A 26,927-nucleotide genomic window follows, 5' to 3' on the forward strand; every position below is an offset into this window, starting at 1 on the left:
TTTCCCAGACCAGCTATATGATACGGGCGTTCGATTCGATGCAGCATGCTGCGCGGATCGAACTTTTTTTGTTTGTAGGTTATAATTGTATCGTGTAGTCCCGAAACTGAACATTACATAGACCGAAGGAATCGGAAAAGGAGCGAGACTATGAACGAGAAAAACGTACCGGTCGGCGTATCCGCCCGCCACATCCATTTAACCGAAGAGCATATCGCCATCTTGTTCGGATCAGGTTATGAATTGAACGTACTGAAGCCGCTCTCGCAGCCGGGCCAATTCGCCGCGGAAGAGACGGTAGCGGTTATCGGTCCGAAGGGCAGATTCGATAAAGTGCGCATTTTGGGTCCGGCCCGAAAAGCGTCGCAGCTTGAAATATCGAAAACCGATTCGTTTCAACTGGGCGTCCGTCCGCCCGTGAGAGAATCGGGCAGCATCGACAATACGCCGGGCATAACGATCCAAGGACCGGCGGGAGAAGTCGTATTGGAGCGGGGAGTCATCGTCGCAGCCCGTCATATCCATTTTCATACGAAGGAAGCCGCCGAATGGGGAATCGAGGACAAGCAGCTTCTTCGCGTGCGCGTACAAGGGGAAAGGCCGCTCGTATTCGAGGATGTGATTGCCCGCGTGTCCGACCAGTTTGCGCTGGACATGCATATCGATACGGACGAAGCAAACGCGGCCGGCGTTGCTTCCGGCGATACCGCCGTTATTCTGGATAAGTAACTTAGAGAAATCAGTGTCGGCTTTTTGTCCGAAAATCGGGCAAATTCATCATTTTAACGGCGCGTCGGCCTTATTTTTTTTGTCAGGCGGGGAGGTTCGATGCTATAATGAAGGAATGACTGAACGCGGAAAGGAAGTGCAGCGAATGAAAAAAGAATTGCCTATTATGGATGAGAAACAAGCGAAGTCCGACAAGGACTATTCGATATATTTCCAACCGCCTTCCTTGAAGGATGCGAAAAAACGCGGCAAAGAAGATATTTCCGTCCATTACGAATCGGCGATTCCGGATGATATGAAGGCGATCGGCGTCGGGAAGCGATACTTTATCCGGACCTACGGCTGCCAAATGAACGAGCATGATACCGAAGTGATGAAGGGCATGCTGGAGGATATGGGCTTCGAGTCTACGGAAGACAAGCTGGAGGCCGACATGATCCTGCTGAACACGTGCGCCATCCGGGAAAACGCCGAGGACAAAGTGTTCGGGGAGCTTGGCCATCTGAAGACGCTGAAGCAGGAAAAGCCGGGACTCATACTCGGCGTCTGCGGCTGCATGTCGCAGGAGGAATCCGTCGTCAACCGGATCATGAAGAAGCACGCGTTCGTCGATATCATATTCGGGACGCATAATATTCACCGGCTTCCGATGCTGCTGAAAGAAGCGTATTACAGCAAAGAGATGGTCGTCGAGGTGTGGTCCAAGGAAGGCGACATCATCGAGAATTTGCCCAAAAAGCGCGAAGGCATGAAAGCATGGGTCAATATCATGTACGGCTGCGACAAGTTTTGTACGTATTGTATCGTGCCGTATACGCGCGGTAAGGAGCGGAGTCGCCGTCCGCAGGACGTTCTTGCGGAAATCCGCGATTTGGCGAGACAGGGCTTCAAAGAAATTACGCTGCTGGGCCAAAATGTGAACGCGTATGGCAAAGACTTTACCGATCTTGCGTATTCGTTCGGCGATTTGATGGACGACGTGCGTAAAATCGACATTCCGCGCATCCGGTTTACGACGTCCCATCCGCGTGATTTCGACGACCGTCTGATCGACGTGTTGGCCAAGCGGGGCAATTTGGTGGAGCACATCCATCTGCCCGTACAATCGGGCAGCACCGAGGTATTGAAACGGATGAGCAGGAAATATTCGCGCGAGCATTATTTGGAGCTGGTGGACAAAATCCGGCAGGCCATTCCGGACGCGATGCTTACGACCGATATTATCGTCGGATTTCCGGGGGAGACGGAAGAGCAGTTTCAGGAAACGCTGTCGCTCGTTCGCCAGGTCCGCTACGATTCGGCGTATACGTTCAGCTATTCGCCGCGTGACGGCACCCCGGCCGCCAGTATGGACGACAACGTGCCGGAAGACGTGAAGAAGGATCGTTTGAAACGTTTGAACGATCTGATGACACAGATCGGCCGAGAGCAAAATGAGCTGCTGCGGGGGCAAACGGTCGAAGTTCTCGTCGAGGGCGAGAGCAAGACGAATCCGGATGTGCTGTCCGGCAGGACGAGAACGAACAAGCTGGTTCTGTTCCAGGGCTCGAAGGAGCTGTCCGGCCAGTTTGTCCATGTAACGATTACGGAACCGCAAACGTGGGTGCTGAAAGGCCAACTCGTCACGGCTCAGCCTGCCAAAGTGGTATAACCGGGAATGGCTCGAATTCGAAGAGACGGAATATACGGGAGTGAATCGATGATGGCAGGTCAACACGGAGCGCACGCTCACGACCATGGGCATGAGCATGGACACGATTGCGATACGCATCGCAATATGGAGAAATTTACGGCGACGGAACTGATCGTCCGGGCCGACATTATGGAAAAAGCGAAGGAGCTTGCGGCTCTGATTTCGACATCTGACGAGGTCCGGTTTTACCAAAAAGCCGAAAAGCAAGTGCAGGGCAACAGCGAAATCCAAGATCTGATCAAGGTGATCAAAAAACGACAAAAAGAAGCGGTTGCGTTCGAGTCGTTCCAAAACGAGAAAATGGTAACGAAAATCAACGGAGAAATCGAAGAGCTGCAGGACAAGCTCGACGGTTACCCGATCGTCACCCAGTTCAAGCAGGCCCAGGAAGATATCAACTACTTGCTGCAGCTTATCGTCGGCGTCATTCGCGATACGGTCTCGGATAAAATCGAGGTGGAGCAGGCCGCTGTCGAGGCTGACAGCAACTGCAGCGATTGACACGCCCGCAAAAACGGAAGTGACCTGGACGCGTATAACGGTGTACAATGTTTTACGATGGCAATCGGCGTCGTAAAGCATTGTATTTTTTTTGGCGAGATGATTGGCGAGGAGGCGTCCTGGCGCATGATAAAGTTTGTCATCAACCGGTATTCGGGAAATGGCAGAGGCGAAGCGGTATGGCAGCAAGTCGAGCGGGCGCTTCGCGATAAAGGCGTGGTATACGGCTGCACGTTCACCGAACGGCAAGGCCATGCCCGGGAGCTTGCGATGGAATTGGCCGGAGATGCGAATACGTCCGCCGTCGTTGCGGTAGGCGGAGACGGCACCGTTCACGAGGTTGCCGGAGGACTTGCCGGTACCGCCGTGCCGCTCGGCTGCATACCGGCCGGTTCGGGCAACGATTATGCCCGCAGTTTGTCGATTCCGCAAAGTTGGGAATCCGCATTGGAGCGGGTGCTTGCATCGAAGAGCAGACCGATCGATACGGGAGTCATTAACGGAAAAATATTCGTGATCTCGAGCGGGATCGGCTTCGACGGAGATGTTGCCAAAATAACGAACGGGTCCTGGTACAAGCGATGGTTGAACCGGATCGGGGCCGGCAGCTTGTCCTATGTCGTGACCGTCTTGCGTCTGCTAGTAACGTACCGGCCTTGCGACGTCCGGCTGGAGGTCGACGGCATCATGACGTCCTACAAAAACGTATGGCTGCTTGCGGTCGCCAATATGCCCTATTACGGAGGCGGAATGAAAATTTGTCCGGATGCCCGGGACGATGACGGAACGCTGCATATGTGTTTGGTTGAAAACATTGGACGGCTCCATTTCCTGCGCTTTTTTCCCCGGGTGTTCAAAGGAACCCATGTGGAGCATCCCGCTGTCCATATGCTGTCGGGAAGCAAGATCCGGATCGTCGGCACGGCACCGATGACGATACATGCCGACGGGGAATTCGGAGGAGAGACGCCTGCGGACGTCGTCGTGCTTCGAGAGCGGCTTTATGTTTTGTAAATGTGGAATCGAATAATAAAGGGGCTGTAGCTATGATAAGGGTACTGTTCGTTTGTTTGGGCAACATTTGCCGCTCGCCGATGGCCGAAGCGGTGCTGCGACACAAAGTGAGGGAGGCCGGGCTGGACGATCGGATCGTCATCGATTCTGCCGGAACGGGCGACTGGCATATCGGCAAATCGCCGCACGAAGGGACGCGCAGGCTGCTGGACGAGAAGCGGATTTCTTGGGAAGGGATCAAGGCGCGACAAGTAGCGAAAGAAGATCTGCGGAAGTTCGATTATATCGTGGCCATGGACAACAGCAATCTGGGCAATCTGCAGTCGATGGCCCGGGAGCTCGGGAACGGCTCTGCCCCGAAGCTTTACAGGCTGCTTGATTTCGTGCCGGCGCAACAGCTCGAAAACGTACCGGATCCGTACTATACCGGCAATTTCGAAGAAGTGTACGATATGGTCGACGAAAGCTGCGACGCCATGCTCGCGAAAATCATGGGCGACCTGGCGCTGCCGGAGAAATGATCGGTGACAATCAATCGGCCTCGCCGTCGTCCCGATTCATAATAAAAATCGTCCATGAAAGCAATGTGGCGAAGCTGCTCCACAGCAGGTAGGGTACGAGCAACCAAGCGGCCACGAGGGAATAGGGGACGGTTTCGATCAGCAGCCAGCAGGCGGTAATCGCTATGGCAAAGCTGTCGAGAAAGCCGAGAAACAATTTTTTTTGCTTGAATTCGAAGTAATTGAACGCTTGGTTCAGTACATAATTGAGGACGAAGGCGAACAACCATGGAGCGGAAACGTCTTGAAAGGAATCCGTGCCGACGAACACGAGCGCAACCGCAACCGCAATAAGCGCGTAGAGCACGCTCCAGGCGATGCCGAACCATTTTGCCGGCGGCGTCCAGGAAGGCTTGTTCAAGCCTGCATACCACGTCCGGTCAATCGGCCACAACAATCCGGGTAAGGCGAAGAGGCAATATGTAACCAGAAAGACGATTAACGAGTACCACCACATTCGAATTCCTCCTTTGCGAGCTTGACCCTCATACGGCTGCAAATCCGGTATGACGCGCAAGCGGCGGGAGAGCTCGTCTTACTATTTAAATATGCGGTTGGATTCATTATTTAGTACACAAATTGTTCGGAAACGAAACGAAGAAGCTCCGGCGATAAACCGGAGCTTCCACCCGATTCCTCAGATGAGAAACATGGCAACGATCGTGGTTACGGCAAGACCGATGACGACAGGCTTCAAATTCCGTCGCGCGAGCTCGAACGGGTCGATGCCGCAAATGGCCGCCGCCGGAATAAGCGCCCACGGCACGAGCGTACCGCCTCCGACCCATATGGCGGCAATTTGGCCGAGAGCAGTCAACGTGGCGATGCCGGAGCCGATGGCGGCCGCGAACAGGTGGGCGATCGAACCGGCCAGCGAGATGCCGGAGAAGCCCGAGCCGTCAAGCCCGGTAATGGCGCCGACTGTCGTAAGCGTAACGGCGCTGACGCCGGTGTTGATCGGCACGGTTTGGGCGAGTGCCAGCCCGAGATCGTTTACGATGCCGTGCGAGCCTTCGGGAAGCACTTTCCCGAAAATGTCGGTAAAGGCCGAGTCGCCGAGATAGAAGAAGGCGGCGATCGGAATGACCGGGCCGAATACTTTGAAGCCGAACAAGAAGCCTTCGATCAAATAGGAAGTTGCCCGTTCCAAGCCGTTATTGCGATGGGCGAGCAGAGACAGAGCGATCATGATGATGAGAGCGGTGCCGCCGATCAGCGCGGTTGCGTCGCCGCCCTGGAGGTCAAGACGGAACATGGCTACAATGTCCAAGGCGAACAGGAGCGGAATTACGATTGCTGCCGCTTTTTTGACGGCTGGGGTGAGGAGACTTCCCGAAGGCTGCTGCGATTGTTCCGTATCCGCAGCCGAGGGCGCAGTCCGTCCCGTTTCCATCGTCAGCTTGCCGGACTGCATATCGCGTCTCATATACCAGTAAGCTACTGCCGTCGTCACGATGCCCATTACGATTACGAGAGGAACGCTTGCCGACAGCACATCGGAAACGGGAATACCGGCGGCATCCGCTGTCAGCTTCGGCGCGCCCTGGATGACGAAGTCGCCGGACAAGGCGATACCGTGACCGAACAAGTTCATGGCGACCGCCACGCCGAGTGCGGGCAAGCCAACGCGAATGGCAACCGGGAGCAGCACGGCGCCGACGAGCGCTACGGCCGGGGATGGCCAGAAAAACCACGATATGACCATCATGACGATCCCGATGATCCAGAACGCCAGCGCGGGAGAGCGGATCAGCCGGCTGACCGGGGATATCATCACCTCGTTGATTCCCGTTATGATCAGCAGCCTGCTCAAGGCGACGATCAAGGAAATGACGAGAATGGTCCCGATCAATTCTTTAATGGCATAAATAAAGCCGGAAAAGACGCCGCCGACGGAATGACTGACAGAGTGGGTGGCCAACAGGCCGAGGGCCAGTATGCCGATTATGCACACGATAGTCGTATCGCGCCGCATGACCATGAATCCGATGATCAGCAGGACGAATGCGAGATAGACCCAATGCAGCGATAAGAGCGAGACGTCCATAAAGGTACACCTCCGAGTAAGGGGTTACAATCGAACCGTACTGTAGTGTATGCCGGGCGGGAAATTGTGTGTTTGCGGAGAAAAAATATGTGAAGATTGACACTGATAAAACGAAATGATAGTATGTCTATAAATAATTAGACGAATAGGAATGGTGTTTGTGAGAGAACTCGTTGAATTGTTCTGGGATGCCTCGGTGGAGGAGATGAAGCGAGGATACGTCTTCGAGGCGGATTCCGAACATTTCATATGCTTGGTTTGCAACGAACGGTTCGAGAAAGGAGTCGTATACCCGCGCGATTCCCGATATTACGAAGCGGAGAAAGCGGCAGCCCTTCATCTGGCCGATGAACACGGCTCGATGTTCGATTATTTGCTTCAGCTCGACAAAAAGCTGACCGGCTTGTCCGACCTGCAGAAGCAGCTGCTCCGTATGTTTTACGCCGGCATGAACGACAAGGACATCGTTACCGAGCTGAACGGAGGCAGCGCCTCTACGATCCGCAATCACCGTTTTATGCTTAGGGAAAAGGAAAAGCAGGCCAAGCTGTTCCTTGTTCTGATGGAGCTGCTCAATGAGAAGAAAACGCCTAGAGCGAAATCGAAAGCGATGCCCGTTTCGCATACTGCGACCGAACCCGACAATCGATTCGCCATTACCGAGGATGAACGTCAGTCGATCGTGAACAAATATTTCCCGAACGGCCCTGAAGGCGAATTGGTCGAATTCCCTCGCAAGGACAAGCGGAAATTCGTTGTTCTGACCCAGCTGATCAACCGTTTCGAACGCAAAAAGCGTTACTCGGAAAAAGAAGTGAACGAAATCATCGAGTCGGCGTACGACGACTTCGTTACGATTCGCCGCTATTTGATCGATTTCGGATTTATGGATCGGCTGGATGACGGCAGCGAGTATTGGGTGAAGGAGCCGGACGGAGAACAGCCGAAGCAGGCCGTCGGCAGGCCGCGCGGTAAAGCGAAGGAAAAGGCCGATACGGAAGCCGGTGCGCAAGCGGGCGTATTTCGCTTGATCAATCGGGCGAACGGAAAAATGCTGGTGGAGTCGACCGCCAACATGCACGGCGCCTGGAACCGTCTCCGTTTCGGTTTGCAGACCGGCCTGCTCGACAATCCGGAGCTGCAGCGGGACTGGAACGAATACGGGGAACAACAATTCGAGTTCGAAGTATTGGACGTCTGGAAGCCGGAGGAAGGCGCCGAGACGAATACGAAGGAAAGACGGCTGCAACTGAAGGAGATGGAACGGCTTCGGCTCGAGGAGCTCCAGCCTTACGGGGAGCGCGGGTATAATTCGCCCGCTTCCAAAGGAAAGTTCCGATAAATCAAATTATCGGGGCTTTTTTTAGAGTATGGAATTTATAAGATTCGGTGTCCCCGCAAAGCAACTGGATAAGCATCGGAGCATAAGCCCCACTTTGTGGGGCTATTTTGCGCAGAACAAAAGATGCAAATGAAACGAATCGGCTTTTGTTTCGTCTAATGATAAGGTACATATTGTTCACATTAGGGGGAGTTATGAAAAAGTTTTTGAGCGGGATCGCAGCGTTGATGTTGGTGTGGATGTTATCGGCTTGCGAGGAGGAGCGGGAGCCGATCAAGAAAACCGCGATGAACCCCGATAAGCCCGATGTTGTCGTCATCGGCTCGGAGATCGAGGGGATGTATTTGGCCAGGGCCGCGGCAGACGAAGGGTTGTCCGTGCTCGTGATCGATCCGCGGGAGAAGCCGGGGGGACAGCTGATACAAGGCGAAATGCTGTATTTGGACGAGCCGTTCGCCGAAGGCGGCAAATCGCTGCTTCAGGGCAAAGTGAAGCAATTGTTTACGGTTTACAAGAAGGGCGAGATCCGCAAGCCCGAGCAATTCCAAGCTTATTATCGTACGCTAACCGAAGGCATCCCGATCGTGTCCGGCATTTCCATTACGAATGTTGAGATTGCCGGCGGAGCGGGGACGGCAAAGAAAAGCATTCGGTCGATTTCTTACCGTACGAAGGACGGTCAGGACAAAACGATAACGGCCCGCTACTGGGTCGAAAACACCGATTTCGCCGCCTTGACGAGCCGACTCGGATTGAAACGGATTCCCGGCATCGAGACGGTGTTTACGTCTACGAAAGAAAAGGACCATATGGCGGCCTCGCTAATGATGAAATTCCGCAACGTGGATTGGGACAAGTTCCGGAAGGAAGTCGGACGACTCGGCAAAAAGGAAATCGAACAAAAGTACGGGTCGGAAACGACTGTCACCGATACGTTCACGTGGGGATTCGGCAACGTCGGAGCGAGATTCACCCCGAGCAGCAAGGAAGTGTTCCTGCGGGGATTGAATACGGTCAACCAAGGGGACGGGGAAGTGTTGATCAACGCGCTTCTCATCTACGGCGTGAATCCGTCCGATGACGAAAGCGTCCGCAGGGCGATCGAGAACGGGAAACGCGAAACCGAACGGATCGTACCCCATCTCCGGGCGGAGCTTCCCGGCTGGGAACATGCGGAGCTGAACGGATTTCCCAATTATTTGTACATCCGCGATTACGACCGGTACGAAACGGAATATGTTCTCCAAGCTACCGATCTGATGGGCGGAGCGATGCATTGGGACAACGTCAGCATTGCCGGTTATCCGCTTGACCTGCAAGGGACGATGGAGCACACTTGGGGCGAGCGGAAGGGCGTACCGGACAAGTACGGAATGCCGCTTCGTTCGTTTCTGCCCAAGGGCTACTCGAACGTCATTATCGCCGGTAAAAATGTCGGAGCCTCAGCCGTCGCATACGGCAGCGCCCGAATACAGCCGAATACTTCGCTTGCTGGGGAGGTCATCGGCATCATGCTCGCCAAAACGACGAACGAAGGCGGATTGTCCGAGGTGACGGAAAAAGAGATGAACGAGCTGCACCGGTACATCCAGAAAAAGTACGACATCCAATTGAGCGGCGTGAAAGGGAAAAATAAAATCGAGAACTTGTCCGAAGAGCAGCGGCGCCAGTTCAATGAAGGAAAGCTTACGCTGCCATAAATCCGTTCCGCTCCAGCACAGCAGCAGGCTGCCGATCATCTCGATCGGCAGCCTGTTCATTTTATCCTGGCAGTCCCGTTTCGTTCACGGAAGAACTGGTGAACCTGCAGATTGAATCGTTAAAGAAAAAGTAGTCAAAGTATTGGAGTGACGTCCCGCACGACGTACCGTCGGCTTTCCTCCGGAAAGCCTTTCTCAATTTTTCAAGACAGCGGACTCAATGAATTCCGATTCGTCTCCGATAATCATGAAATCCTTTTTTGCCGTTGGATAAAATAGGGGTTGAATCTTTATCGGCGTTAGGCTACTCTAAAAGCAGTATTACTATTATGGTCATACCATAATATATATTGTGCCAGGCTACCGGCAACAAACGCTGCGAGTCCATCAATAGGGGAGAGTGAAGCAATCATGGATCAAAAAGGAACAATCGTATTGGATTTGCGTCCGGGACCGGGCAACCCGAGAAACAGCGAAGGGGCATTCCTCGATTTGCGGGACGGTCGGCTGATGTTCGCTTACAGTCGATTCAACGGGGATTCTTCCCACGACAACGCCAAAGCGTGCATTGCGGTCCGCTTCTCTTCGGACGAGGGGGGCTCCTGGACCGGGGACGAGATCATTGCCCGGCCGGAAGATCACGACGCCATCAACATTATGAGCGTTTCGCTGCTTCGGCTCGGGAATGGAGATATCGGTTTGTTTTATTTGCTTCGCTTCGGCTGGCACGATATGAGGCTCCATCTCAGGCGCTCGGCCGACGAGGGGACGACCTGGGGCGATCCTGTTTGCTGCGTGCAGGGCAAAGGATATTATGTGACGAACAACGACAGGGTCATCCGGCTCGCCTCGGGGAGATTGGTCGTCCCGGCGGCCCTACACCGGGTGAAATCGAACGAAGAATCGGATTGGGGCCAGTTCGACAGCAGGGGGATTACGTTTTTCTTCTTGTCCGATGACGATGGAGCAACGTGGCGGGAGGCCAGAAACTATTGCTCGATCGGAGTTCCGAACACGAGAAGCGATATGCAGGAGCCCGGCGTCATCGAGCTGCATGACGGAGTGTTATGGGGATGGGCACGCACCGACCTTGGCTGTCAATACGAGACGTACTCTCATGACGGGGGCGTGTCATGGAGCACTCCTGTTCCATCGCAATTCAGCTCCCCGTGTTCTCCGTTATCGATGAAGCGCAATCCGGACAACGGACATTTGCTCGCGGTATGGAATCCGATTCCGGCCTATAATACCCGGCGACTCGAGAAGCACAGCTGGGGCCGCACGCCGTTGATCGGGGCGATCAGCAAAGACGAGGGGAAAACGTGGGAAAGGCACTTTGCCGTGGAGCGGGAAGAGGACGGCAACGGCTGCTGCTATGTCGCCATCCATTTTACCGGAAGCTCCGTATTTCTAGCCTATTGCGCTGGCGAAGCGGAAGACGATATATGCCTAACCCGGTTAAAAATACGAAAAATGGACCTTGCCGAGCTTTACGCCTGAACATGACAACGCAGCACGGATGCGTCAAGCTATCAGCTTCAGTCCGACAGCGGCGGACAGCACCATCGAAATAAAAAGGATTCGACGCCATTCTTTCGATTCTCCGTAGACGAACATGCCCAGGAGCGCGCTGCCGACGGTGCCGATTCCGGTCCATACGGCATAAGCGGTTCCCATCGAGATCGTATTCATCGCATAGGATAGGCATAAGAAGCTGACAATGAAGCCGAAGGCAAGGATCGAATAAGAGAAAACGGTTTTGGATTTGTTTACTTTATTAATTCCCGATACGCCGACGACTTCGAAGCAGCCGGCCAGGACGAGTGCCAGCCAATCCATGATTACTGCACCTCCTTCGAAGATTGTTCCTTCGTGATCGTTTTCAGTCCGATAACCCCTGCGAGCAGCAGGAGAATAAGCAGCAGCTTGCCGATGCTGAACGGCTCCCGAAAAACGACCATTTCCATGAGCACCGTGCCGGCCGTCCCGATTCCGGTAAAAACGGCGTAAGCCGTCCCGATCGGAAGCTGCTTGGATGCCCTGATCAGCAAATCCATACTGATCAGGATCGCGACGATCGTACCGATCCAACCGAGCGCATCATCTGCGTGCTTTAGCCCGCTTACCCAAGCGATTTCGAATATTCCCGCAATCAAGATCAATGTCCAATTCCGGTTCATTGCAAGCACCTCTTTCCCTACTATTATTTGCCGAGATTGTTTCTTTAACCAACGGAAAAAGCCCGGGGCGATATCATCGAATGATATCCTCCCGGGCTTTTGTCCCTCCGTGTCCGCAGAATTTGCTCCTGCGCGTCTTCTCTCGGACCAGACCGGCCATCGAGACCGCGGAACCCTAGAAAACGAGTCCCCATCATGATACGTGACGGCTATCGGATAGTCAAGCGAACGTTTGTTCCGGGGGATTGGCGGTTGCATCCCCGCAAAAGCGTGAATATCGTGTGGGGAGGTGAGTTGAACATGCATCGTTTTTGGGAGAAGGTGATCAAGCCGGTCCTGATCGCCGCGAAGCCTTCCGTCATCGTAGAGGTCGGTTCGTTGAGCGGGAAGAACACGTTCAAGCTGCTTGATTACGGAAAGCATTGCAAGGCGCAATGCGTCGTTGTCGAGCCGGCCCCGCAGTTCGACGTCGAATTGCTGCAGCTGATTTACGGCGACGGCTTGAAGCTGATGCGCCAGCTGAGTCTCGAAGCATTGCCTTTGATCGAGCGGTATGACGTTCTGCTGCTGGACGGCGACCACAACTGGTATACCGTCTACAACGAGCTCAAGCAGGCGGAACGGACGGCCGTGAATATGGGGACGTTCCCGATCGTTATGCTGCACGATACGCAATGGCCTTACGGACGGCGGGACATGTACTATTTCCCGTCCTCGATTCCCGAATCGATGCGGCAGCCCCATGCGCTCAAAGGCATTGAAGCGGGCAAGTCCGAATTGCTGGAGTCCGGAGGCTGGAACGCCACCGTCCACAATGCGCTGCACGAGCACGGGGAACGGAACGGAGTACTGACCGCGATTGAAGATTTTATGCGGGAATCCCCTTTCAAGCTGAAATGGTATCAGCTGTATTCGAATAACGGGCTCGGCATGATCGTCCCGGATGATCATCCGATTCTTGACGTCCTGGATTATATTCTCGACACGTCGGGCCTGTAGGAAGGAGACCTAAGGCATGCCTTTGACATCGATCGTCATTTTGACGAGGAACGGGCTCGATATGACGCGCCGCTGCGTGGAGAGCATCGGGCGACATACTTCCCGAAGCTATGAATTGATAGGAGTAGACAATGGATCGACGGACGGAACAGTCGAATATTGGGAATCTCTACCCAATATCAAGCTGATCCGCAATAAGGACAACATAGGTTTTGCCGCAGGCAACAATCAGGGGATGACCGTAGCGGCCGGCGATACGATCGTGCTGCTGAACAACGATACGGTCGTGACGCCCGGTTGGCTCGACTGCATGCTGGAACGGCTGGAGCTCGACCCCACGATAGGCATTATCGGTCCCGTGTCCAATAATGTGGCGCCTATCCAACGCGTCGCCGAGGTCGGCTATCATACGCTGTCCGAGCTGGATACGTTCGCCTTGCAGCATCATGCCAAAAACCGCGGAGCCGGCTTTTACGCCCACAGGCTGATCGGGTTTTGCATGCTGTTTCGGCAAAGTCTGCTCGATCGGATCGGCGGACTGGACGAACGGTTTTATCCGGGCAACTACGAAGACGACGACTTCAGCATCCGTACGCGAATTAGCGGGAAACGGTTATGGGTGGCCACAGACGTATTCATCCATCACGAGGGGCAAGGCACTTACCGCGCCAACAAGGAAAACTACTACATGCATTCCATATTCAATGCGGAGCAGTTTCGCAAAAAGTGGAACGTGGGATTGTCCGCCTTCGAAATCGACCGGATCGGCTACAATCCGTCGGATATCGTTTATCGGGAAACGACCTTTTTGCCCGAGCTTCACTATGTACCGTTCTCCCGTCAGCGGAACACGGAATGGACAGCGGGTGGGAACCCGTGATCACTATCAGCTTGTGCATGATCGTGAAAAACGAAGAAGATACTTTGCCCAGATGCTTATCCTCCGTTGCCGGAATCGCGGATGAAATCATCATCGTGGATACCGGTTCGACGGACCGGACGGAATCCGAGGCCAAGAAGTTTACGGACCTCGTCTACCGATTCGAATGGATCGACGATTTCGCCGCCGCGCGCAACTATGCGTTCAGTCTGGCGACACAAGCCTACATTTTGTGGCTGGATGCGGATGACGTTCTGAAGCCGGACGACAGGCTCAAGTTTTTGGAGCTGAAGAAGCGGCTGGATCCGTCCGTCGACGCGGTATCGATGGAACTGATTTTGAGCGAGGACCGGTACGGCAACGTGTCGGCCCGACTGAGACGGAACCGCCTCGTCAAGCGGGAGAGACAATTTCGATGGATCGGCGCGGTTCACGAATATCTCGAGGTATACGGCAATATTTTGAACGGCGACATCGCGGTAACGCACCGGAGCGTACGTCACGACAGCGACAGGAATATAAATATTTACGAAAAACGTCTGGCCGCGGGCGAACGGTTTTCCCCCAGAGATTTGTATTATTACGCCAACGAGCTTAAGGATCACGGCCGGTTGAAAGAGGCGGCTGCCCGCTACGATGAATTTCTCGTGGGCGGACTCGGCTGGATCGAAGACAATATAGCCGCTTGCGGCAAGCTGGCGGACTGTTACCACGGCTTGCGGGATAAGAAGAACGAGCTTGCTTCCGCCTTGCGCTCCTTCGAGTATGGCGCTCCGCGGGCCGAATTTTGCTGCAGACTGGGCTATTCCTTTTTGCAGGCGAACGATGTCCGCACCGCTATATTTTGGTATGAGCTGGCGGCCGGCATGAAACCGGCGAGCGACGGCTGGGGCCTCTCGAGCCCGATCTGCTCGACATGGCTGCCGCATCTTCAGCTATGCGTCTGTTATGATCGATTGGGAGACTTCGAGTCGGCGTTTCGTCACAACGAAGCGGCCCGCGGCTATAATCCGGATCATCCGGGCATTTTGCATAACCGTAATTATTTGCTCCATAAGCTGGGCGGCAGCACGAATTCCGGCGGGAAGGAATAGTTTGCCCGCGACCCGGCACACAGTAAAACGACGAGACCTTTTGCGGGTCTCTTTTTTGCGTCCGGCATCGGACCAAGAAGCGGCCGAATGCTTTCGTAAGCGCCCTCTTCTTGTCACATTGTGGTATAATGGAATGACATTTATCGTTCGACAGGTCCGGACGAGGAGGAGGCGTTCATGAATCCGATTCCCGATCATCTCGATTACGGCTTGGCCGTCCTGTTCATCGGCTACAATCCGAGTATACGTTCCGGCGAGACAGGGCATCATTATGCGAATCCGAACAACCGGTTTTGGAAAATTATCCACGAAGCGGGACTTACCCCGCGCAAATATAAGCCCGAGGAAGACGGCGAGCTGCTGAAGCTCGGATACGGCTTCACCAACATCGTCGCCAGGCCGACGAAGACGGCTGCGGAAATAACGAAGGCGGAATACAATACCGGACGTTTACGGCTCATGGGCACGATTGAGAAGTACCGTCCGAAAATCGCCTGCTTCGTCGGTAAAGGCGTGTACGAGCATTACAGCGGCAAAACCGGTGTAGCTTGGGGAGAACAGCCGGAGTCGCTCGTTCCGGGTGTAGTGGAATTCGTCGCGCCATCCTCTAGCGGGCTTGTCCGGATGTCTACCGGGGAAATTACCGATATATTCCGGCAAATGAACGATTTATCGGCAAAACAAATAATCGAAACGAGCGATCGGCCATGAAGATCGGCATCGTATCCGATACGCATCTATCCGGCGGCGGCAGGAAGCTGCCCCATGCTTTGATCGAGGGACTAAGGGACTGCGACGCCATCCTTCATGCCGGAGACTGGGTCGCGATGGACGTTTACGAGGAGCTGTCCCGATTGGCTCCGGTCTACGGAGTGGCCGGGAATGGCGACGGCGAAGAGCTGATCCGCCGGTTCGGCATGAAGCGCACGGTCGAATTCGGGGGAGTCCGGATCGGTATCGTGCACGGTCATGAAGGCACGGGAAGAACGACTCCGGAAAGGGCGCTGCTCGCCTTCCGCGACGATCCGCAGCACCTTATTGTGTTCGGCCATTCGCATATCCCGCTCTCGGAGCGGACGGGCGAGACGTTGCTGTTCAACCCGGGCTCGCCGACGGACAAAAGAAGGCAGCCGAATTATTCGTTCGGCCTCGTTACGATACAGGGAGGCAGCTTGCACGCCGAGCATCGTTATTATTCCAATAAAAATTGAAGCGGGAACATAGGAGGAGCGCGTACACATGCATATTCGACACTTTACGAAGCCGAGTCCGTTGAAGCGGGAAGGCGAAGACGCTCTTCTGCTAAATCCGGCCAGACACATTTACGGTGTCATGGATGGCGTTACCCCGATTGCGGACTATAAAGACGAGAACGGGCATAATGGCGCTTATTTGGCCTCGAATACGATAAAAGCCCATATGGAGAGGGCGGGTTCGCACGGCAGTCTGGTCGAGGAAGTAGTCGCGGCCAACCGGGAGCTAAGGCAAGCGATGCTGCGAAATGGCATAGACCTGGTCAAGAAGCACGAGCTATGGGCATCCTGCATAGCGGCGGCACACGTCACTCCGGAAGGAGTCCGATACGCTCAGCTGGGCGATTGCATGGTTGTGGCGCGTTATCATGACGGCCGGATAAGCGCATTGACGGAAAATCGGGTAAAGGGAGTTAGCGCCAGAGCGAAGGCAAAGAGAGCGCGGGATAGGCAAAACGGGGAAACGGTCGAGGATGAAACCGGCTTCGCGGAACTGTATCGCGTCATGGCATACAACCGCGCCTCGATGGCGAATACGCCCGAAGGCTACGGAGTTGCCAACGGAACGGAGGAAGCCGTCGATCATATTCAATCCGGCTTCGTGCCGATCGAAGGGCTGACGCATTTGCTGCTGATATCCGATGGAATGTTCCACCCGGAACTGCCTCTCGAAACGACTATGGAGCTTATTCTGAGCGAAGGGATCGAGCGTTACGTGGAGCGCGTGGAGGAGGCGGAACGGAACAAAAACATGATCCCCGACGACCGTTCGGCCGTCTTGCTGAGCTGGTAGCCGCACACCCATAATCGCCGTCGAAACGGCAGAGGAGGTCGAATGTCATCAACCCCGATTTTATGAAGCTGAAGCCGCTGGAGGGCGAATTGAAGCTGTCGCACAAAAAAACGAACTTCGGCATAACCGTTTCGACGAAGGAAGTGGTGCTGCACAAGCCGCATGTCAACTACTATTTATATTTGGAGGATATCGTTAGCATAACCCCTTTCGAGACGAAAGGGGCTACGCAAGTCCGGTTCGTAAACAAACAAAATACGCAGCAAGAAGTCGTTCATGCCGATGACGGCACGCAGCATTATAACGTCTTTGTCAAAAAGGCGACGATCCATAATCGGAGCGGGTTGTTTACGCTCGGAACGATGCGCTTCGTCATCCCGATCCATTACGAGCTGATGAAGACGATCGGCCAGCTCGGCAAGTGGGACGTCGCTCTGGATATGTAAGGTTCGATAGCCGGCGTTTACGCGTCCAGCTCCAATACGCGTTGCCACAATGCTTCGTCGACGGGGATTCCGTCCCGCAAATTTCGTTCGCGGACGCGGACCGTTTCTTCTCCGGGAAAACGGGCTTTTCCGCCCTTCTCATCCGGGGCGGCGGCGTGGAGATCATCGATCATCGCTTGTATTTTATCTCGAATGGCATCGGAATCCGGCAAGCGGCCCGCGTCGATCGCGAGGAACACTTGCGACAAATCCCGTTCGGCGCCCAGCTTTCCCATATCCATGGAGGAGTTGCCTCCGGAGAGCATCGTCACGATCAGGTCGAGCATGAACGACAACCCGGAGCCTTTCCAAAATCCGATCGGCATCGCTCGTCTCGTTTCCAGGATGGCGGACGCGTCGCGGGTCGCATTCCCGTCCCGGTCGAATCCTCCGTCGACGGGAAGCGGCTCCCCGCTTTGCGCATGGATGCCCATTTTGCCGTACGAAAATTGGGACATCGCGATATCGAGCACGATCGGTCCTTCCTCGCGCGGGACGGCGAGCACGATCGGATTATTGCCCAGCTTGTTTTCTTTGGCACCCCACGGCGGCATATTCGGAATCGTATTCGTCCAGCATATGCCGATGCAGCCGGACTCCGCCGCTTGCCAGCCGTAGCTGCCCGCGCGCATCCAATGGTTCGTGTTGCGGATGGCAACGCAGCCGATCCCGTGCTGCTTGGCCAGCTCGATGGCGCGGTTCATCGAGAAATGGGCGTTCAGATTGCCCGGACCGGACCCGCCGTCCCAACGTTCTAGCACGCCCAACTGCTCGGCCAGAACCGGCTCGGCATCGACGCGTACATAGCCATTGCGAATATAATCGATAAATAGCGGAAAGCGGTTCAGGCCGTGCGAATAAACGCCGTCCCGGCTCGCTTCGGCGAACAGTCGAGAGCACAGCTCCGCCCGTTCGGCGGTGAAACCTTGCCGTTCCAGCACGGAACGGAATCGTTGGCACATCAGGTCGAATGAAACTCTCATGCAGATCAGCTCCTTTTTATACCAGTATACCAAATATACTCATCTTTCGTAGAGGAAAGGTCGGAAAAAAGTGGAGTACTCGAATCGGGTCGTTGTCGTAACCGGCGCCGGGAACGGGATAGGGAAAGCGGTATCGCTTGATTACGCGAAGCGCGGCGCGTTTGTAATCGTGGCGGATGCGAATGCGGAAGCAGGGGAGCAACATGCCGCCGCCATTCGGGAATTCGGGGGCTCGGCTTTATTCGTTCGGACGGATGTCCGCGTAGAGCGGGATATCGTTGCTCTGGTCAATAAAGCGAAGGAGACATACGGTACGGTCGACATTTTGATCAATAACGCGGGAATTTCCCGTCGGAAGCCGGTTTACGAGTTGACGGCGGACGAATGGGACGACGTGCTGAATACGAATTTGCGCGGCATGTTTCTGTGCGCGAGGGAAGCTGCGAAAGTCATGCGCCTGCAACCGGCGGGCGGCGCGATCGTCAATATCGCTTCGACGCGTGCGATGATGTCGGAGCCCCACTCGGAGGCGTATGCCGCCTCCAAGGGCGGAACGGCAGCGCTGACGCATGCGCTCGCGGTGTCGCTCGGGCCGGATCGGATCCGGGTAAACTGCATCAGTCCCGGCTGGATCGAGAACGGCGACTATGGCTCGCTGCGCGAGTCCGATCATGCCCAGCATCCGGCTGGACGCGTCGGGAAGCCTGACGACATCGCCAGAGCTTGCCGTTATTTAACCGATCCGGACAACGATTTCGTTACCGGAGCCCATCTGGTTATCGACGGGGGAATGACCCGAAAGATGGTCTATGAGGAATAGGAGGATCACTATTATGAGCGATGAAATCCAAATTGCAAAATCAACCGGAAGAGCCGGCGCTTCTTACGCTGCGGAACCCGCAACGATCCCTTATATCGAGCTGACGATGCTCCGGCCGAATTTGCTGGACATTCCCGAGGCGCCTTTGCCGGAAGGCTATTCCTTGCGGACATTCCGCTCCGGGGATGAAGAGCATTGGGCGAGAATCGAGCATGCGGTCGATGAATTCAAATCGACGGAAGCGGCCATGCGGCGGTTCCGGGAAGAGTTCGCCCCGCATCTTGCCGAGATGGAGAAGCGCTGCTTATTCGTGATCGACGAGCATGGTTCACCTATCGGGACGACTACGGCTTGGCACGGCATGCTGGACGGCAGCGCGATCGGCCGCATCCATTGGGTGGCGGTCGTGCCGGAGCAGCAGGGCAAGAAGCTGTCCAAGCCGCTGCTGTCGGCCGCGCTGCGGACATTGGCCCAGTTTCACGATAAAGCGTATTTGACTACGCAAACGACAAGCTATAAGGCGGTCGGCATGTATTTGAACTACGGTTTCGAGCCCGTCATGCAGACGCCGGAATGTACCGAAGGATGGAAACTGATCGGGCAATTGCTCGGCAAGAGTATTTGAGCGGACATAGGCACATAGAATTGCAACGGAACGAGGCGGAGCATGAAGAGCAAATGGTTTGTCATGACCAGCATCGTGCTGGCCGTATTGATTTCGTCGATCGATTCGACTATCACGAATACGACGGTGCCGCACATCGTCAAGGAGTTGGGCGGCTTCGAGCTGTATGCATGGAGCTTCGTCGCCTATATGATAACGTCCACCGTTTTGACGCCGATCGCGGGCCGTTTGTCCGACATGTTCGGGAGGAAGAAAGTATTTGCGACCGGTATGATCGTGTTTTTGCTCGGATCGTTATTGTGCGGCAGCGCGCAAACGATGCTTCAGCTGGTGCTGTTCCGTGCCGTACAAGGGATAGGCGCCGGAATTATGAACCCGTTCCCCTCGATTATCGCCGGAGATCTTCTCCCGGTCGAGAAACGCGGGACCGTACAGGCGTTGTTTTCCGGCATGTGGGGCATTTCCGCCGTACTCGCGCCGCTGCTCGGCGCGTTATTCGTCGAGTATGCCAGCTGGCGCTGGATTTTTTACGTCAATATCCCGGTTTGCATCGCCGCAATCGTAATGCTCATTCCTTACAAGGAAACGTATACGCCCAAGAGGGCTCCGATCGACTTCGGGGGCGCCGCGTTGTTTACGGCAAGCATTAGCCTGCTTCTGCTGCTGACCGTGGTAGAGAAAGGAATATGGCTGTATGCGGCGGGAGGAGTCCTATTGCTGGGTGCGTTCCTCGCCTTCGAGCTCAAACAGAAATCGCCGCTCATCCCGCTGGCCTTATTCCGCAAAAGAAATGTCGCCTGGATGATCGGCAACACGTTCCTGGCCTGCGCTTCCATGTTCGGTACGGCAAGCTACATTCCCCTGTTCATGCAAGAGGTTCGCGGAAATGAGCTGTTCGTCAGCGGCCTTCCGCTGCTCGGCCAAGCGGTGGGATGGATGCTCGTCTCGGTGCCTGCCGGCAAGTGGGTCATCCGGTACGGTTACCGGAGACTGCTCCTTTGCGGCAATGCCTTGCTGATCGTATGCGGCATCGCGGCCGTCATGATGAATGCGGACAGCGGTTTCGCGTACGTGTTCTCGATGATGTTTTTGCAAGGATTGGCCTATGGCCTTATTTTCACGGTAACGACGATAGGCGCGCAGGAATTGGTCGAACCGCATCAGAAAGGGATTTCCACTTCGATGCAATTTTTTGCGCGGAATATCGGGACGGCAGTCGGTACGACACTAATGGGAGCCTTCCTTACGAGGGCGGCGGATACGATGGCCGGAATTCATCAATTGCTCGTATACGGCTTCTGGATGTCGCTGCTCGCTTTTCTGTCCTGCCTGTTCATCCAATCGGCACAGTCGGCCAGGGCCGGAGAGCGTACGGCAACCTGACTTTTTTGCGAGGAGTGAAAAGCGTATGAAGATGCTGCCCCAAAGACGAAGCTCCGGCTGGTTGTGGTGGATGCTCGCTTATGGAACGCTTCTGTCGCTGCTGTTAGGTCTGAACCGGTTCATCGCGGCCGGGAAGATGTTCGAAGCGAACATAGCTTTGCGATTCGCATTGCTGGCTTTTGCGTTGTCGATAGCCGTGAACGTCTTCGGCTGGTTTGGCGCCCGTTGGGTATGGGGCTTTACGACGCTGGGCATCCTGGCGGGCGTTGTTCTTATGTTCGTCTATGCGTCCCGGGATATGTCTGGCTGGGAAGATTTGGCCAGTTTTCTCGCTTTCGCGGAAGGGGTCGTCATAGGCTTCGCTCTCGGACTATTGGCTGAAGGCGTCCAATGGCTGTTGAAACGGAGGAGAAGGAAATAAGACGTACTGCAACCTTTTCATCCAAAATCCCGTCCCTTTGGGTGGCGGGATTTTTCATTCTTTTCCGATACGTATAGTTTTCGTATAGTCCGGTTTGGTATATTGATGCGATTAAGTAGTACGGACATGAGGTGCAGGTACAGGGAGAGTTAATCGAATGAAAGCGATATTGATTGATGATGAACGCCTTGCTTTGAACCATCTGGAGAAACGTCTTGCCAAGCTAGGTCAAGTCGAAATCGTTGGCAAGCATATGGATCCCCGCAAAGGGATCGAACAAATCGGCCAAGAGGACGTCGACGTCGTCTTTTTGGATATCCATATGCCGGAATTGAACGGTTTGGAGCTTGCCGAGCAGCTATTGGCTATAAAACCGTTTTTGAATATCGTGTTCGTTACCGCTTACGACCATTTTGCGGTTCAAGCGTTCGAGCTGAATGCGTTGGATTATGTCGTGAAGCCGGTAAGCATGGAGAGATTGAAGAAGACGACGCAGCGGGTCCGGGATCGGCTGGGGATTAAAGACGGCGAGACGGCCGTCGGCGGCAAGCCTGTCAAGCTGAACATGTTCCGGCAATTTGCCGTGGAGGCGAACGACGGGCAGATGTCCGCGATTCAATGGCGCACGGCCAAAGCGCAGGAGCTGTTCCTGTACATCTTGCAGCACCGCGGACAAATGGTACGCAAGTCGTTTCTGGTCGAAATGTTATGGCCGGAGTTCGAGCCCGCCAAAGCATATCCGCAATTGTATACGACGGTCTATCACATTCGGAAGACGTTATCGCAGTTTGGTGAACGGTTCCACATTGCAAATAGTTTGGAAGGCTACGTGCTGCACATTCAAAACGTGCTGCTCGATGTGGACCAATGGGAGCAGCACATCGTATCGGGTACGCCCTTGACGCAGGACACGATCCAAACGCACAGAGAGATGATGAAGCTGAACGACGGGGAATATTTGCAGGAGTACGATTATTGGTGGGCGGAGCCGGAGCGGCACCGGATTAAGCTGTTATGGCTGCGGGCTGCTTTACAGATAGCCGCATGGTATGATTCCAGGCAAGCCGATGAGGCGATCGCCTGCTACGAAGAAATTTGTTCCCGGCACCCGCTCGGGGAAGAAGCTTATTTTGCCTTGATGAAGCTGTACGCATCGGCGGGCAATCACGTCTCGGTGGTCAGGCAGTACCGGTTATTAACCGATATTCTGATGGAGGAGCTGAATGAGAATCCAAGCTCTTGCATCACGGAGTGGTGGGAGGAATGGAAGAAAAGCTCGTCCTCCTATATTGCGATGAACTAAAGAAGCAATTAAGAAGAAGCGCAATGCTATGGAAGAAGGGAATTGCCTTGTGAGCGAGTTTTGGCTTTGAATATCAACCTTGCCGAAGGCCTATATAATCAAGGAAACTCAAACCAACCTGTCTGAAGCAGCAAGGTAATCCCTAAATGTAATCCATAAAGGAATGGATTGAACGTTAATACCTGTAGTTCAATATATAGTTTGGAGCGGTGGCGGCCTGAAGGTCGCTTTTTTTTGCTGAATTTATAAGTTTCGGTAGTCCGCGTAAAGTACCTGGGCAGCATCGGAACAGAAACTCCGCTTTGTGGTTTTTGTGTATATTTCGCACACGGAAGTACACACCTCGCATGCTCGGCGAAGGCTTGCCGCATTTGCCGGCGCTCGCGAGACCTATCCGTCAAATAGCGGAACCGGCGTATGTTTTGGTCCAAAAAGCAGCACAGACCGCACAATAACGGAATACCATCCCTCTATTCCGCCGTTCGCTCCCCATTTCACCCCGAGGGATCGAAATAGCGGAAGCCTGTGCCGTTAAATTCAAGGGTACAGCGGAATTCGGGACAATAACGGAATACCATTCCTCTATTCCGCCGTTCACTCCCCATTTCACCCCGAGGGATCGAAATAGCGGAAGCCTGTGCCGTTAAATTCAAGGGTATGGCGGAATACGGGACAATAACGGAATACCGTTCCTCTATTCCGCCGTTCACTCCCCATTTCACCGCGAAGGATCGAAATAGCGGAAGGCTGTGCCGATAAATTCAAGGGTACAGCGGAATTCGAGACAATAACGGAATACCATTCCTCTATTCCGCCGTTCACTCCCCATTTCACCTCGAGGGATCGAAATAGCGGAAGCAAGCGCCGCAATATATACGGGCTGCGTGTCGTCACGACCATCAAAACGACTCCGGCTTGTAAGCGGGTTATACCGATGGGAGGCTGAGCCGCAGCCTCATGATATTGCCGAGTCGGCATATTTCCAGCGCTGGTAGCAGGCCGTTATTTCCGGACCGGGCGCGGCTCCCGCTTCTTCCCGAATTACTTTGATGGCCAAATTGTATTGCGCTTCGAAGGCGTCCATATCCTTCAAGCCGGCGTACAAATTCATCAGCCCGATATAGCTTTGCTCCAGGAGGGGGTCCAGTTGCTGCATTCGAAAATAAACGGAAATGGCTTCGGTGTCCATTCCTTGCTCGCTATAAAACTGCGCGAGCCGCTCGGCGTGCTGCGACCAAAGCACATGAAGCCGCTGCCGTTCGATCTCCGCCCACGAATAGCGATCCTCCCCGAAATAGACGCCGTCATACAGGTCGAATTGCTTCTGGTGCCTCATCAATTGCTGCACGGACATCGGAGGCAGCCGATGGAGCTGCCGTTCCCATTCGACCGCATCGATCCAGACCTGCTTCGTCTCCAAAATGTAACCGCTGCTCGAATACCGGATCGTGACGTACGATTCTCCGATAGATTCTTTCAATGTGCGGCGCAGCTGGTAAATGCAAGTATGCAAATTCATTCTGCCTTTTTCCTCGTCAAGCTCCGGCCACAGCAGCTCTATCAAGCTGTCCATGCTCACTCTTTTGTTTCTCTGATGAAGCAAATATGAAAACAGCTCTTTGATTTTGGCCGTACGCCAGCTCAAAACTTGAGGCTGTCCGTTCGGACTTTGCATGCGAAGCATGCCCAGACAATGGATATGTGCGGACGTTTGCGGCGGTTCCGTAGCGGGTCTGGACGTAATGCGCTTTTGCAGCCTTTGCACCGTATGTTTCAGCCGTTCCCGGCCAATCGGTTTCATCACATAATCGAGCACGTCCAAGCCGAACGCCTTAAGCGCATATTCCTCGTGAGCGGTAGCGAGCACGATTTCCGTCTCGGGTACGATGGCGCGCATCGCTTCAATGGCCTGCAGGCCGTTCATACCGGGCATATGGATGTCGAGAAAGACGACATCCGGCTGAAGGGAGCCGATCTGCTCCATAGCTTGCTCGGCGCTCCGGAATGTGCCGATTACTTCGCAGTCGCCCAACTCCAACAACATTTTCTCCAGCTTCATAAGGGCAAGACGTTCGTCGTCCACCAAGATCACTTTCATTCCGGCACGCCTCCTTCCGTACGAATCCGACCATTCCGATCGACCGTTTACTACCGATTATAGCCTATTCCGCCGGGCAATGATAACCCGCAAATGACAGTTAACCGACATAATGGCGTTCATCGCGGCATCTTCATTCGCAATAGCATTGACGGATCGGAATGAGTAGCGACTTGAAAACCCGAAAAGTGGGTAAATAAAGGAGAGATGCGCTATGAATCGCCAATTTGGTGAATAATGGTGCAGGGGAATATGCCGACGGAAGATCAAGCGCCGGAATATCGAGTCTACGGAAAGAGGGTATGAAGCATGAAACTGACGCACGAGCAGCGGATTACGCTGCATGGCTTTAACAATTTGACCAAGTCGCTTAGCTTCAATATGTACGATATATGCTATACGAGAACGAAGGAAGAACGCGAAGCCTATATCGAATATATCGACGAACAGTACAATTCCGACCGTTTGAAGGGGATTTTGCAATCGGTCACCGATATTATAGGCGCGCATGTTTTGAATATTGCCCAGCAAGACTATGTGCCGCAAGGGGCGAGCGTTACGTTTCTCATATCCGAAGGGCCGACCGTGGAAGTGCCGAACGAGTCGTTCGACGAATCTCCCGGTCCGCTGCCGAAATCGGTCGTCCTGCAGCTGGACAAGAGTCATATAACCGTCCATACTTATCCCGAATACCATCCGGACGAAGGCATCAGCACGTTCCGGGCGGACATCGACGTGTCCACCTGCGGAGAGATTTCCCCGCTCAAGGCGCTCAATTATTTGATTCACTCCTTCGACACCGACATTATGACGATCGATTATCGCGTACGGGGATTTACGAGAGACATTTACGGACAGAAGCTGTTCATCGACCACGAGATCAGCTCTATCCAAAACTATATTCCGGACGAAGTGCTGAACCATTACGATTTCATCGACGTCAACGTCTACCAGGAAAATATTTTTCATACCAAATGCAAGCTGAAACGGTTCGATCTGAACAACTATTTGTTCGGCTATACGAAGGATAAGCTGAGTCCGGAGGAGCAGGCGGAAATTACGGAACGACTGAAAACGGAAATGGACGAAATTTTTTACGGCAAAAATATGAATCGTAGCACGTAGCCGCAATCGAGCGCTAACTCGAAAACGGTATCCAGATGAAAGTGCGCAGCCCGGCGAACCAGACGTTTCTTCCCTACGAGAAAACTTGGAATACGTCGGTCCATTCATGCATTATGGCGCCTTGGAGTGGGTATGCTAAAAAAATATTTGGCAACCCAACCAAAGGAGGAAGACAATTGACAAACGAGAAACTGAATATAGGTATCGTCTTAGGAAGCACCCGACAAGGACGGGTAAGTCCGCAAGTAGGAGAATGGGTAAAAGGAATTGCCGACAAACGTGGCGATGCAAACTATGAAATTGTGGATATTGCATATTTTCAACTACCGTTTTTGGGAACAACGGATGGAACAGAACCGGGCATTGCAGCTTGGAATGAAAAACTGGCTAACTTAGACGGATTCGTATTCATTGTGCAAGAATATAATCACAGTATTACGGGCGCCTTAAAAAATGCTATTGATTTTGCCCGTGAAGCTTGGAACAACAAAGCTGCGGGTATCGTAAGCTATGGTTCAACGGGCGGAGCGCGCGCAGCAGAGCATCTGCGTGGAATCCTGGGCGAATTGATGGTAGCTGATGTTCGGACACATCCAACTTTATCCTTGTTCACCGATTTTGAGAATTTTTCAGTGTTTAAACCGCAGGACCTGCACCAGGACAACCTTAAGTTAATGCTCGATCAAGTTATTGCTTGGAGTGGTGCATTAAAAACCTTGAGACAAAAATGATATTTCAATAAGAGAACGATGATTCGAATAACGGATACTAAAATATAGTGCTGCCGTTTTGCGCGGATATCGCGACGAAGCGTTTGGCGCGATCGAGACCCACCAGGGACGCTTTTCTTTTGCGTCCCTTTTTTGCGCGCCATCGTGACCGCAGACGTATCGACACCG

At 53.9% G+C, this 26,927-nt stretch carries 27 protein-coding genes, 1 pseudogene and 1 riboswitch; of the genes and pseudogenes, 22 read left to right on the forward strand and 6 right to left on the reverse strand.

The genetic code is table 11. From position 1 onward, the window contains the following. Nucleotides 1–150 precede the first annotated feature (150 nt). The 5 genes from pduL to FE784_RS11010 all read left to right on the forward strand — a co-directional run bounded on the left by pduL (nt 151) and on the right by FE784_RS11010 (nt 4,458). A complete protein-coding gene (gene pduL, locus FE784_RS10990; protein ID WP_139602246.1) occupies nt 151–729 on the forward strand; it encodes a phosphate propanoyltransferase in 579 nt (192 codons plus the stop codon). A 145-nt stretch (nt 730–874) separates the two neighbouring features. Next, complete coding sequence (gene miaB, locus FE784_RS10995; RefSeq protein ID WP_425465537.1) at nt 875–2,380, forward strand: tRNA (N6-isopentenyl adenosine(37)-C2)-methylthiotransferase MiaB; 1,506 nt, start codon at nt 875–877, stop codon at nt 2,378–2,380. A 51-nt stretch (nt 2,381–2,431) separates the two neighbouring features. After that, nucleotides 2,432–2,923 carry a YlbF/YmcA family competence regulator gene (locus tag FE784_RS11000; RefSeq protein ID WP_425465540.1) on the forward strand — a complete coding sequence of 164 codons (492 nt, stop codon included), beginning with the start codon at nt 2,432–2,434 and terminating at the stop codon, nt 2,921–2,923. 126 nt (nt 2,924–3,049) lie between these two features. Next, entirely contained in the window at nt 3,050–3,937 is an 888-nt protein-coding gene (locus FE784_RS11005) for a diacylglycerol/lipid kinase family protein (protein WP_176706114.1), read from the forward strand. A gap of 32 nt (nt 3,938–3,969) precedes the next feature. Further along, the gene (locus tag FE784_RS11010; RefSeq protein WP_139602249.1) at nt 3,970–4,458 is read left to right on the forward strand and encodes a low molecular weight protein-tyrosine-phosphatase; all 489 of its coding nucleotides are present in this window, start codon (nt 3,970–3,972) and stop codon (nt 4,456–4,458) included. Between the two features lie 10 nt (nt 4,459–4,468). Here the strand turns inward: FE784_RS11010 and FE784_RS11015 are convergent, their stop codons facing one another. Further along, the gene (locus FE784_RS11015; RefSeq protein ID WP_139602250.1) at nt 4,469–4,954 is read right to left on the reverse strand and encodes a TspO/MBR family protein; all 486 of its coding nucleotides are present in this window, start codon (nt 4,952–4,954) and stop codon (nt 4,469–4,471) included. Nucleotides 4,955–5,134: 180 nt separating this feature from the next. After that, nucleotides 5,135–6,544 carry a hypothetical protein gene (locus FE784_RS11020; RefSeq protein ID WP_139602251.1) on the reverse strand — a complete coding sequence of 470 codons (1,410 nt, stop codon included), beginning with the start codon at nt 6,542–6,544 and terminating at the stop codon, nt 5,135–5,137. 151 nt (nt 6,545–6,695) lie between these two features. On the opposite strand from FE784_RS11020, the pseudogene FE784_RS42805 reads away from it, so the two are divergent. From FE784_RS42805 to FE784_RS11035, 3 genes and pseudogenes are all read left to right on the forward strand, one after another. Beyond that, nucleotides 6,696–7,469: pseudogene (locus tag FE784_RS42805) on the forward strand (DUF2087 domain-containing protein); the annotation flags it as partial. 611 nt (nt 7,470–8,080) lie between these two features. Then, on the forward strand, nt 8,081–9,586 hold the full coding sequence (locus FE784_RS11030; RefSeq protein ID WP_139602253.1) for an FAD-dependent oxidoreductase: 1,506 nt from the start codon (nt 8,081–8,083) through the stop codon (nt 9,584–9,586). Nucleotides 9,587–9,997: 411 nt separating this feature from the next. After that, nucleotides 9,998–11,086: a sialidase family protein gene (locus tag FE784_RS11035; protein WP_139602254.1), complete on the forward strand. Its 1,089-nt coding sequence runs from the start codon at nt 9,998–10,000 to the stop codon at nt 11,084–11,086. Between the two features lie 24 nt (nt 11,087–11,110). On the opposite strand, the gene FE784_RS11040 is transcribed toward FE784_RS11035, so the two are convergent. Both FE784_RS11040 and FE784_RS11045 read right to left on the reverse strand, forming a co-directional pair. After that, nucleotides 11,111–11,425, reverse strand: a complete 315-nt coding sequence (locus tag FE784_RS11040; protein WP_139602255.1) for a DMT family transporter — start codon at nt 11,423–11,425, stop codon at nt 11,111–11,113. 2 nt (nt 11,426–11,427) lie between these two features. Next, nucleotides 11,428–11,766 (reverse strand): DMT family transporter, encoded by a 339-nt coding sequence (locus FE784_RS11045; protein WP_139602256.1) that lies wholly within the window; start codon nt 11,764–11,766, stop codon nt 11,428–11,430. A gap of 86 nt (nt 11,767–11,852) precedes the next feature. After that, nucleotides 11,853–11,956, reverse strand: a riboswitch (guanidine-I (ykkC/yxkD leader). Nucleotides 11,957–12,066: 110 nt separating this feature from the next. On the opposite strand from FE784_RS11045, the gene FE784_RS11050 reads away from it, so the two are divergent. The 7 genes from FE784_RS11050 (at nt 12,067) to FE784_RS11080 (ending at nt 17,231) form a co-directional block, all read left to right on the forward strand. After that, a complete protein-coding gene (locus tag FE784_RS11050) occupies nt 12,067–12,765 on the forward strand; it encodes a class I SAM-dependent methyltransferase (protein ID WP_139602257.1) in 699 nt (232 codons plus the stop codon). 16 nt (nt 12,766–12,781) lie between these two features. Beyond that, a complete protein-coding gene (locus FE784_RS11055) occupies nt 12,782–13,645 on the forward strand; it encodes a glycosyltransferase family 2 protein (protein ID WP_139602258.1) in 864 nt (287 codons plus the stop codon). Continuing rightward, complete coding sequence (locus tag FE784_RS11060) at nt 13,642–14,739, forward strand: tetratricopeptide repeat-containing glycosyltransferase family 2 protein (RefSeq protein ID WP_139602259.1); 1,098 nt, start codon at nt 13,642–13,644, stop codon at nt 14,737–14,739. The genes FE784_RS11055 and FE784_RS11060 overlap by 4 nt, the downstream gene beginning before the upstream one ends. Nucleotides 14,740–14,916: 177 nt before the next feature. Next, nucleotides 14,917–15,450 (forward strand): mismatch-specific DNA-glycosylase, encoded by a 534-nt coding sequence (locus FE784_RS11065; protein ID WP_139602260.1) that lies wholly within the window; start codon nt 14,917–14,919, stop codon nt 15,448–15,450. Beyond that, nucleotides 15,447–15,950 (forward strand): metallophosphoesterase family protein, encoded by a 504-nt coding sequence (locus FE784_RS11070; protein WP_139602261.1) that lies wholly within the window; start codon nt 15,447–15,449, stop codon nt 15,948–15,950. Before FE784_RS11065 ends, FE784_RS11070 begins: the two co-directional genes overlap by 4 nt. 28 nt (nt 15,951–15,978) lie before the next feature. Next, nucleotides 15,979–16,785, forward strand: coding sequence for a protein phosphatase 2C domain-containing protein (locus tag FE784_RS11075; protein ID WP_139602262.1), 807 nt, complete (start codon nt 15,979–15,981; stop codon nt 16,783–16,785). 89 nt (nt 16,786–16,874) lie between these two features. After that, nucleotides 16,875–17,231 (forward strand): hypothetical protein, encoded by a 357-nt coding sequence (locus FE784_RS11080; protein WP_246131984.1) that lies wholly within the window; start codon nt 16,875–16,877, stop codon nt 17,229–17,231. Nucleotides 17,232–17,248: 17 nt separating this feature from the next. Here FE784_RS11080 and yiaK read toward each other — a convergent pair whose 3' ends face one another. Next, complete coding sequence (gene yiaK, locus FE784_RS11085) at nt 17,249–18,253, reverse strand: 3-dehydro-L-gulonate 2-dehydrogenase (RefSeq protein ID WP_139602264.1); 1,005 nt, start codon at nt 18,251–18,253, stop codon at nt 17,249–17,251. 70 nt (nt 18,254–18,323) lie between these two features. On the opposite strand from yiaK, the gene FE784_RS11090 reads away from it, so the two are divergent. From FE784_RS11090 to FE784_RS11110, 5 genes are all read left to right on the forward strand, one after another. Then, nucleotides 18,324–19,073, forward strand: coding sequence for a glucose 1-dehydrogenase (locus FE784_RS11090; RefSeq protein ID WP_139602265.1), 750 nt, complete (start codon nt 18,324–18,326; stop codon nt 19,071–19,073). Between the two features lie 13 nt (nt 19,074–19,086). Then, nucleotides 19,087–19,698 carry a GNAT family N-acetyltransferase gene (locus FE784_RS11095; RefSeq protein WP_246131985.1) on the forward strand — a complete coding sequence of 204 codons (612 nt, stop codon included), beginning with the start codon at nt 19,087–19,089 and terminating at the stop codon, nt 19,696–19,698. Between the two features lie 42 nt (nt 19,699–19,740). After that, nucleotides 19,741–21,081: an MFS transporter gene (locus FE784_RS11100; protein WP_139602266.1), complete on the forward strand. Its 1,341-nt coding sequence runs from the start codon at nt 19,741–19,743 to the stop codon at nt 21,079–21,081. Between the two features lie 25 nt (nt 21,082–21,106). Then, entirely contained in the window at nt 21,107–21,502 is a 396-nt protein-coding gene (locus FE784_RS11105; RefSeq protein ID WP_139602267.1) for a hypothetical protein, read from the forward strand. Between the two features lie 157 nt (nt 21,503–21,659). Further along, nucleotides 21,660–22,805 carry a response regulator gene (locus FE784_RS11110; protein ID WP_139602268.1) on the forward strand — a complete coding sequence of 382 codons (1,146 nt, stop codon included), beginning with the start codon at nt 21,660–21,662 and terminating at the stop codon, nt 22,803–22,805. A gap of 955 nt (nt 22,806–23,760) precedes the next feature. On the opposite strand, the gene FE784_RS11115 is transcribed toward FE784_RS11110, so the two are convergent. Continuing rightward, nucleotides 23,761–24,903, reverse strand: coding sequence for a response regulator (locus FE784_RS11115; RefSeq protein ID WP_139602269.1), 1,143 nt, complete (start codon nt 24,901–24,903; stop codon nt 23,761–23,763). Between the two features lie 309 nt (nt 24,904–25,212). Here FE784_RS11115 and speD point away from each other — a divergent pair, with 309 nt between their 5' ends. Together speD and FE784_RS11125 are read left to right on the forward strand one after the other, a co-directional pair. Next, nucleotides 25,213–26,028, forward strand: coding sequence for an adenosylmethionine decarboxylase (gene speD / locus FE784_RS11120; protein WP_139602270.1), 816 nt, complete (start codon nt 25,213–25,215; stop codon nt 26,026–26,028). Nucleotides 26,029–26,141: 113 nt separating this feature from the next. Then, the gene (locus tag FE784_RS11125) at nt 26,142–26,759 is read left to right on the forward strand and encodes an NADPH-dependent FMN reductase (RefSeq protein WP_139602353.1); all 618 of its coding nucleotides are present in this window, start codon (nt 26,142–26,144) and stop codon (nt 26,757–26,759) included. Nucleotides 26,760–26,927 lie beyond the last annotated feature (168 nt).

This window comes from Paenibacillus hemerocallicola (assembly GCF_006265175.1).
GTDB lineage: Bacteria > Bacillota > Bacilli > Paenibacillales > NBRC-103111 > Paenibacillus_AB > Paenibacillus_AB hemerocallicola.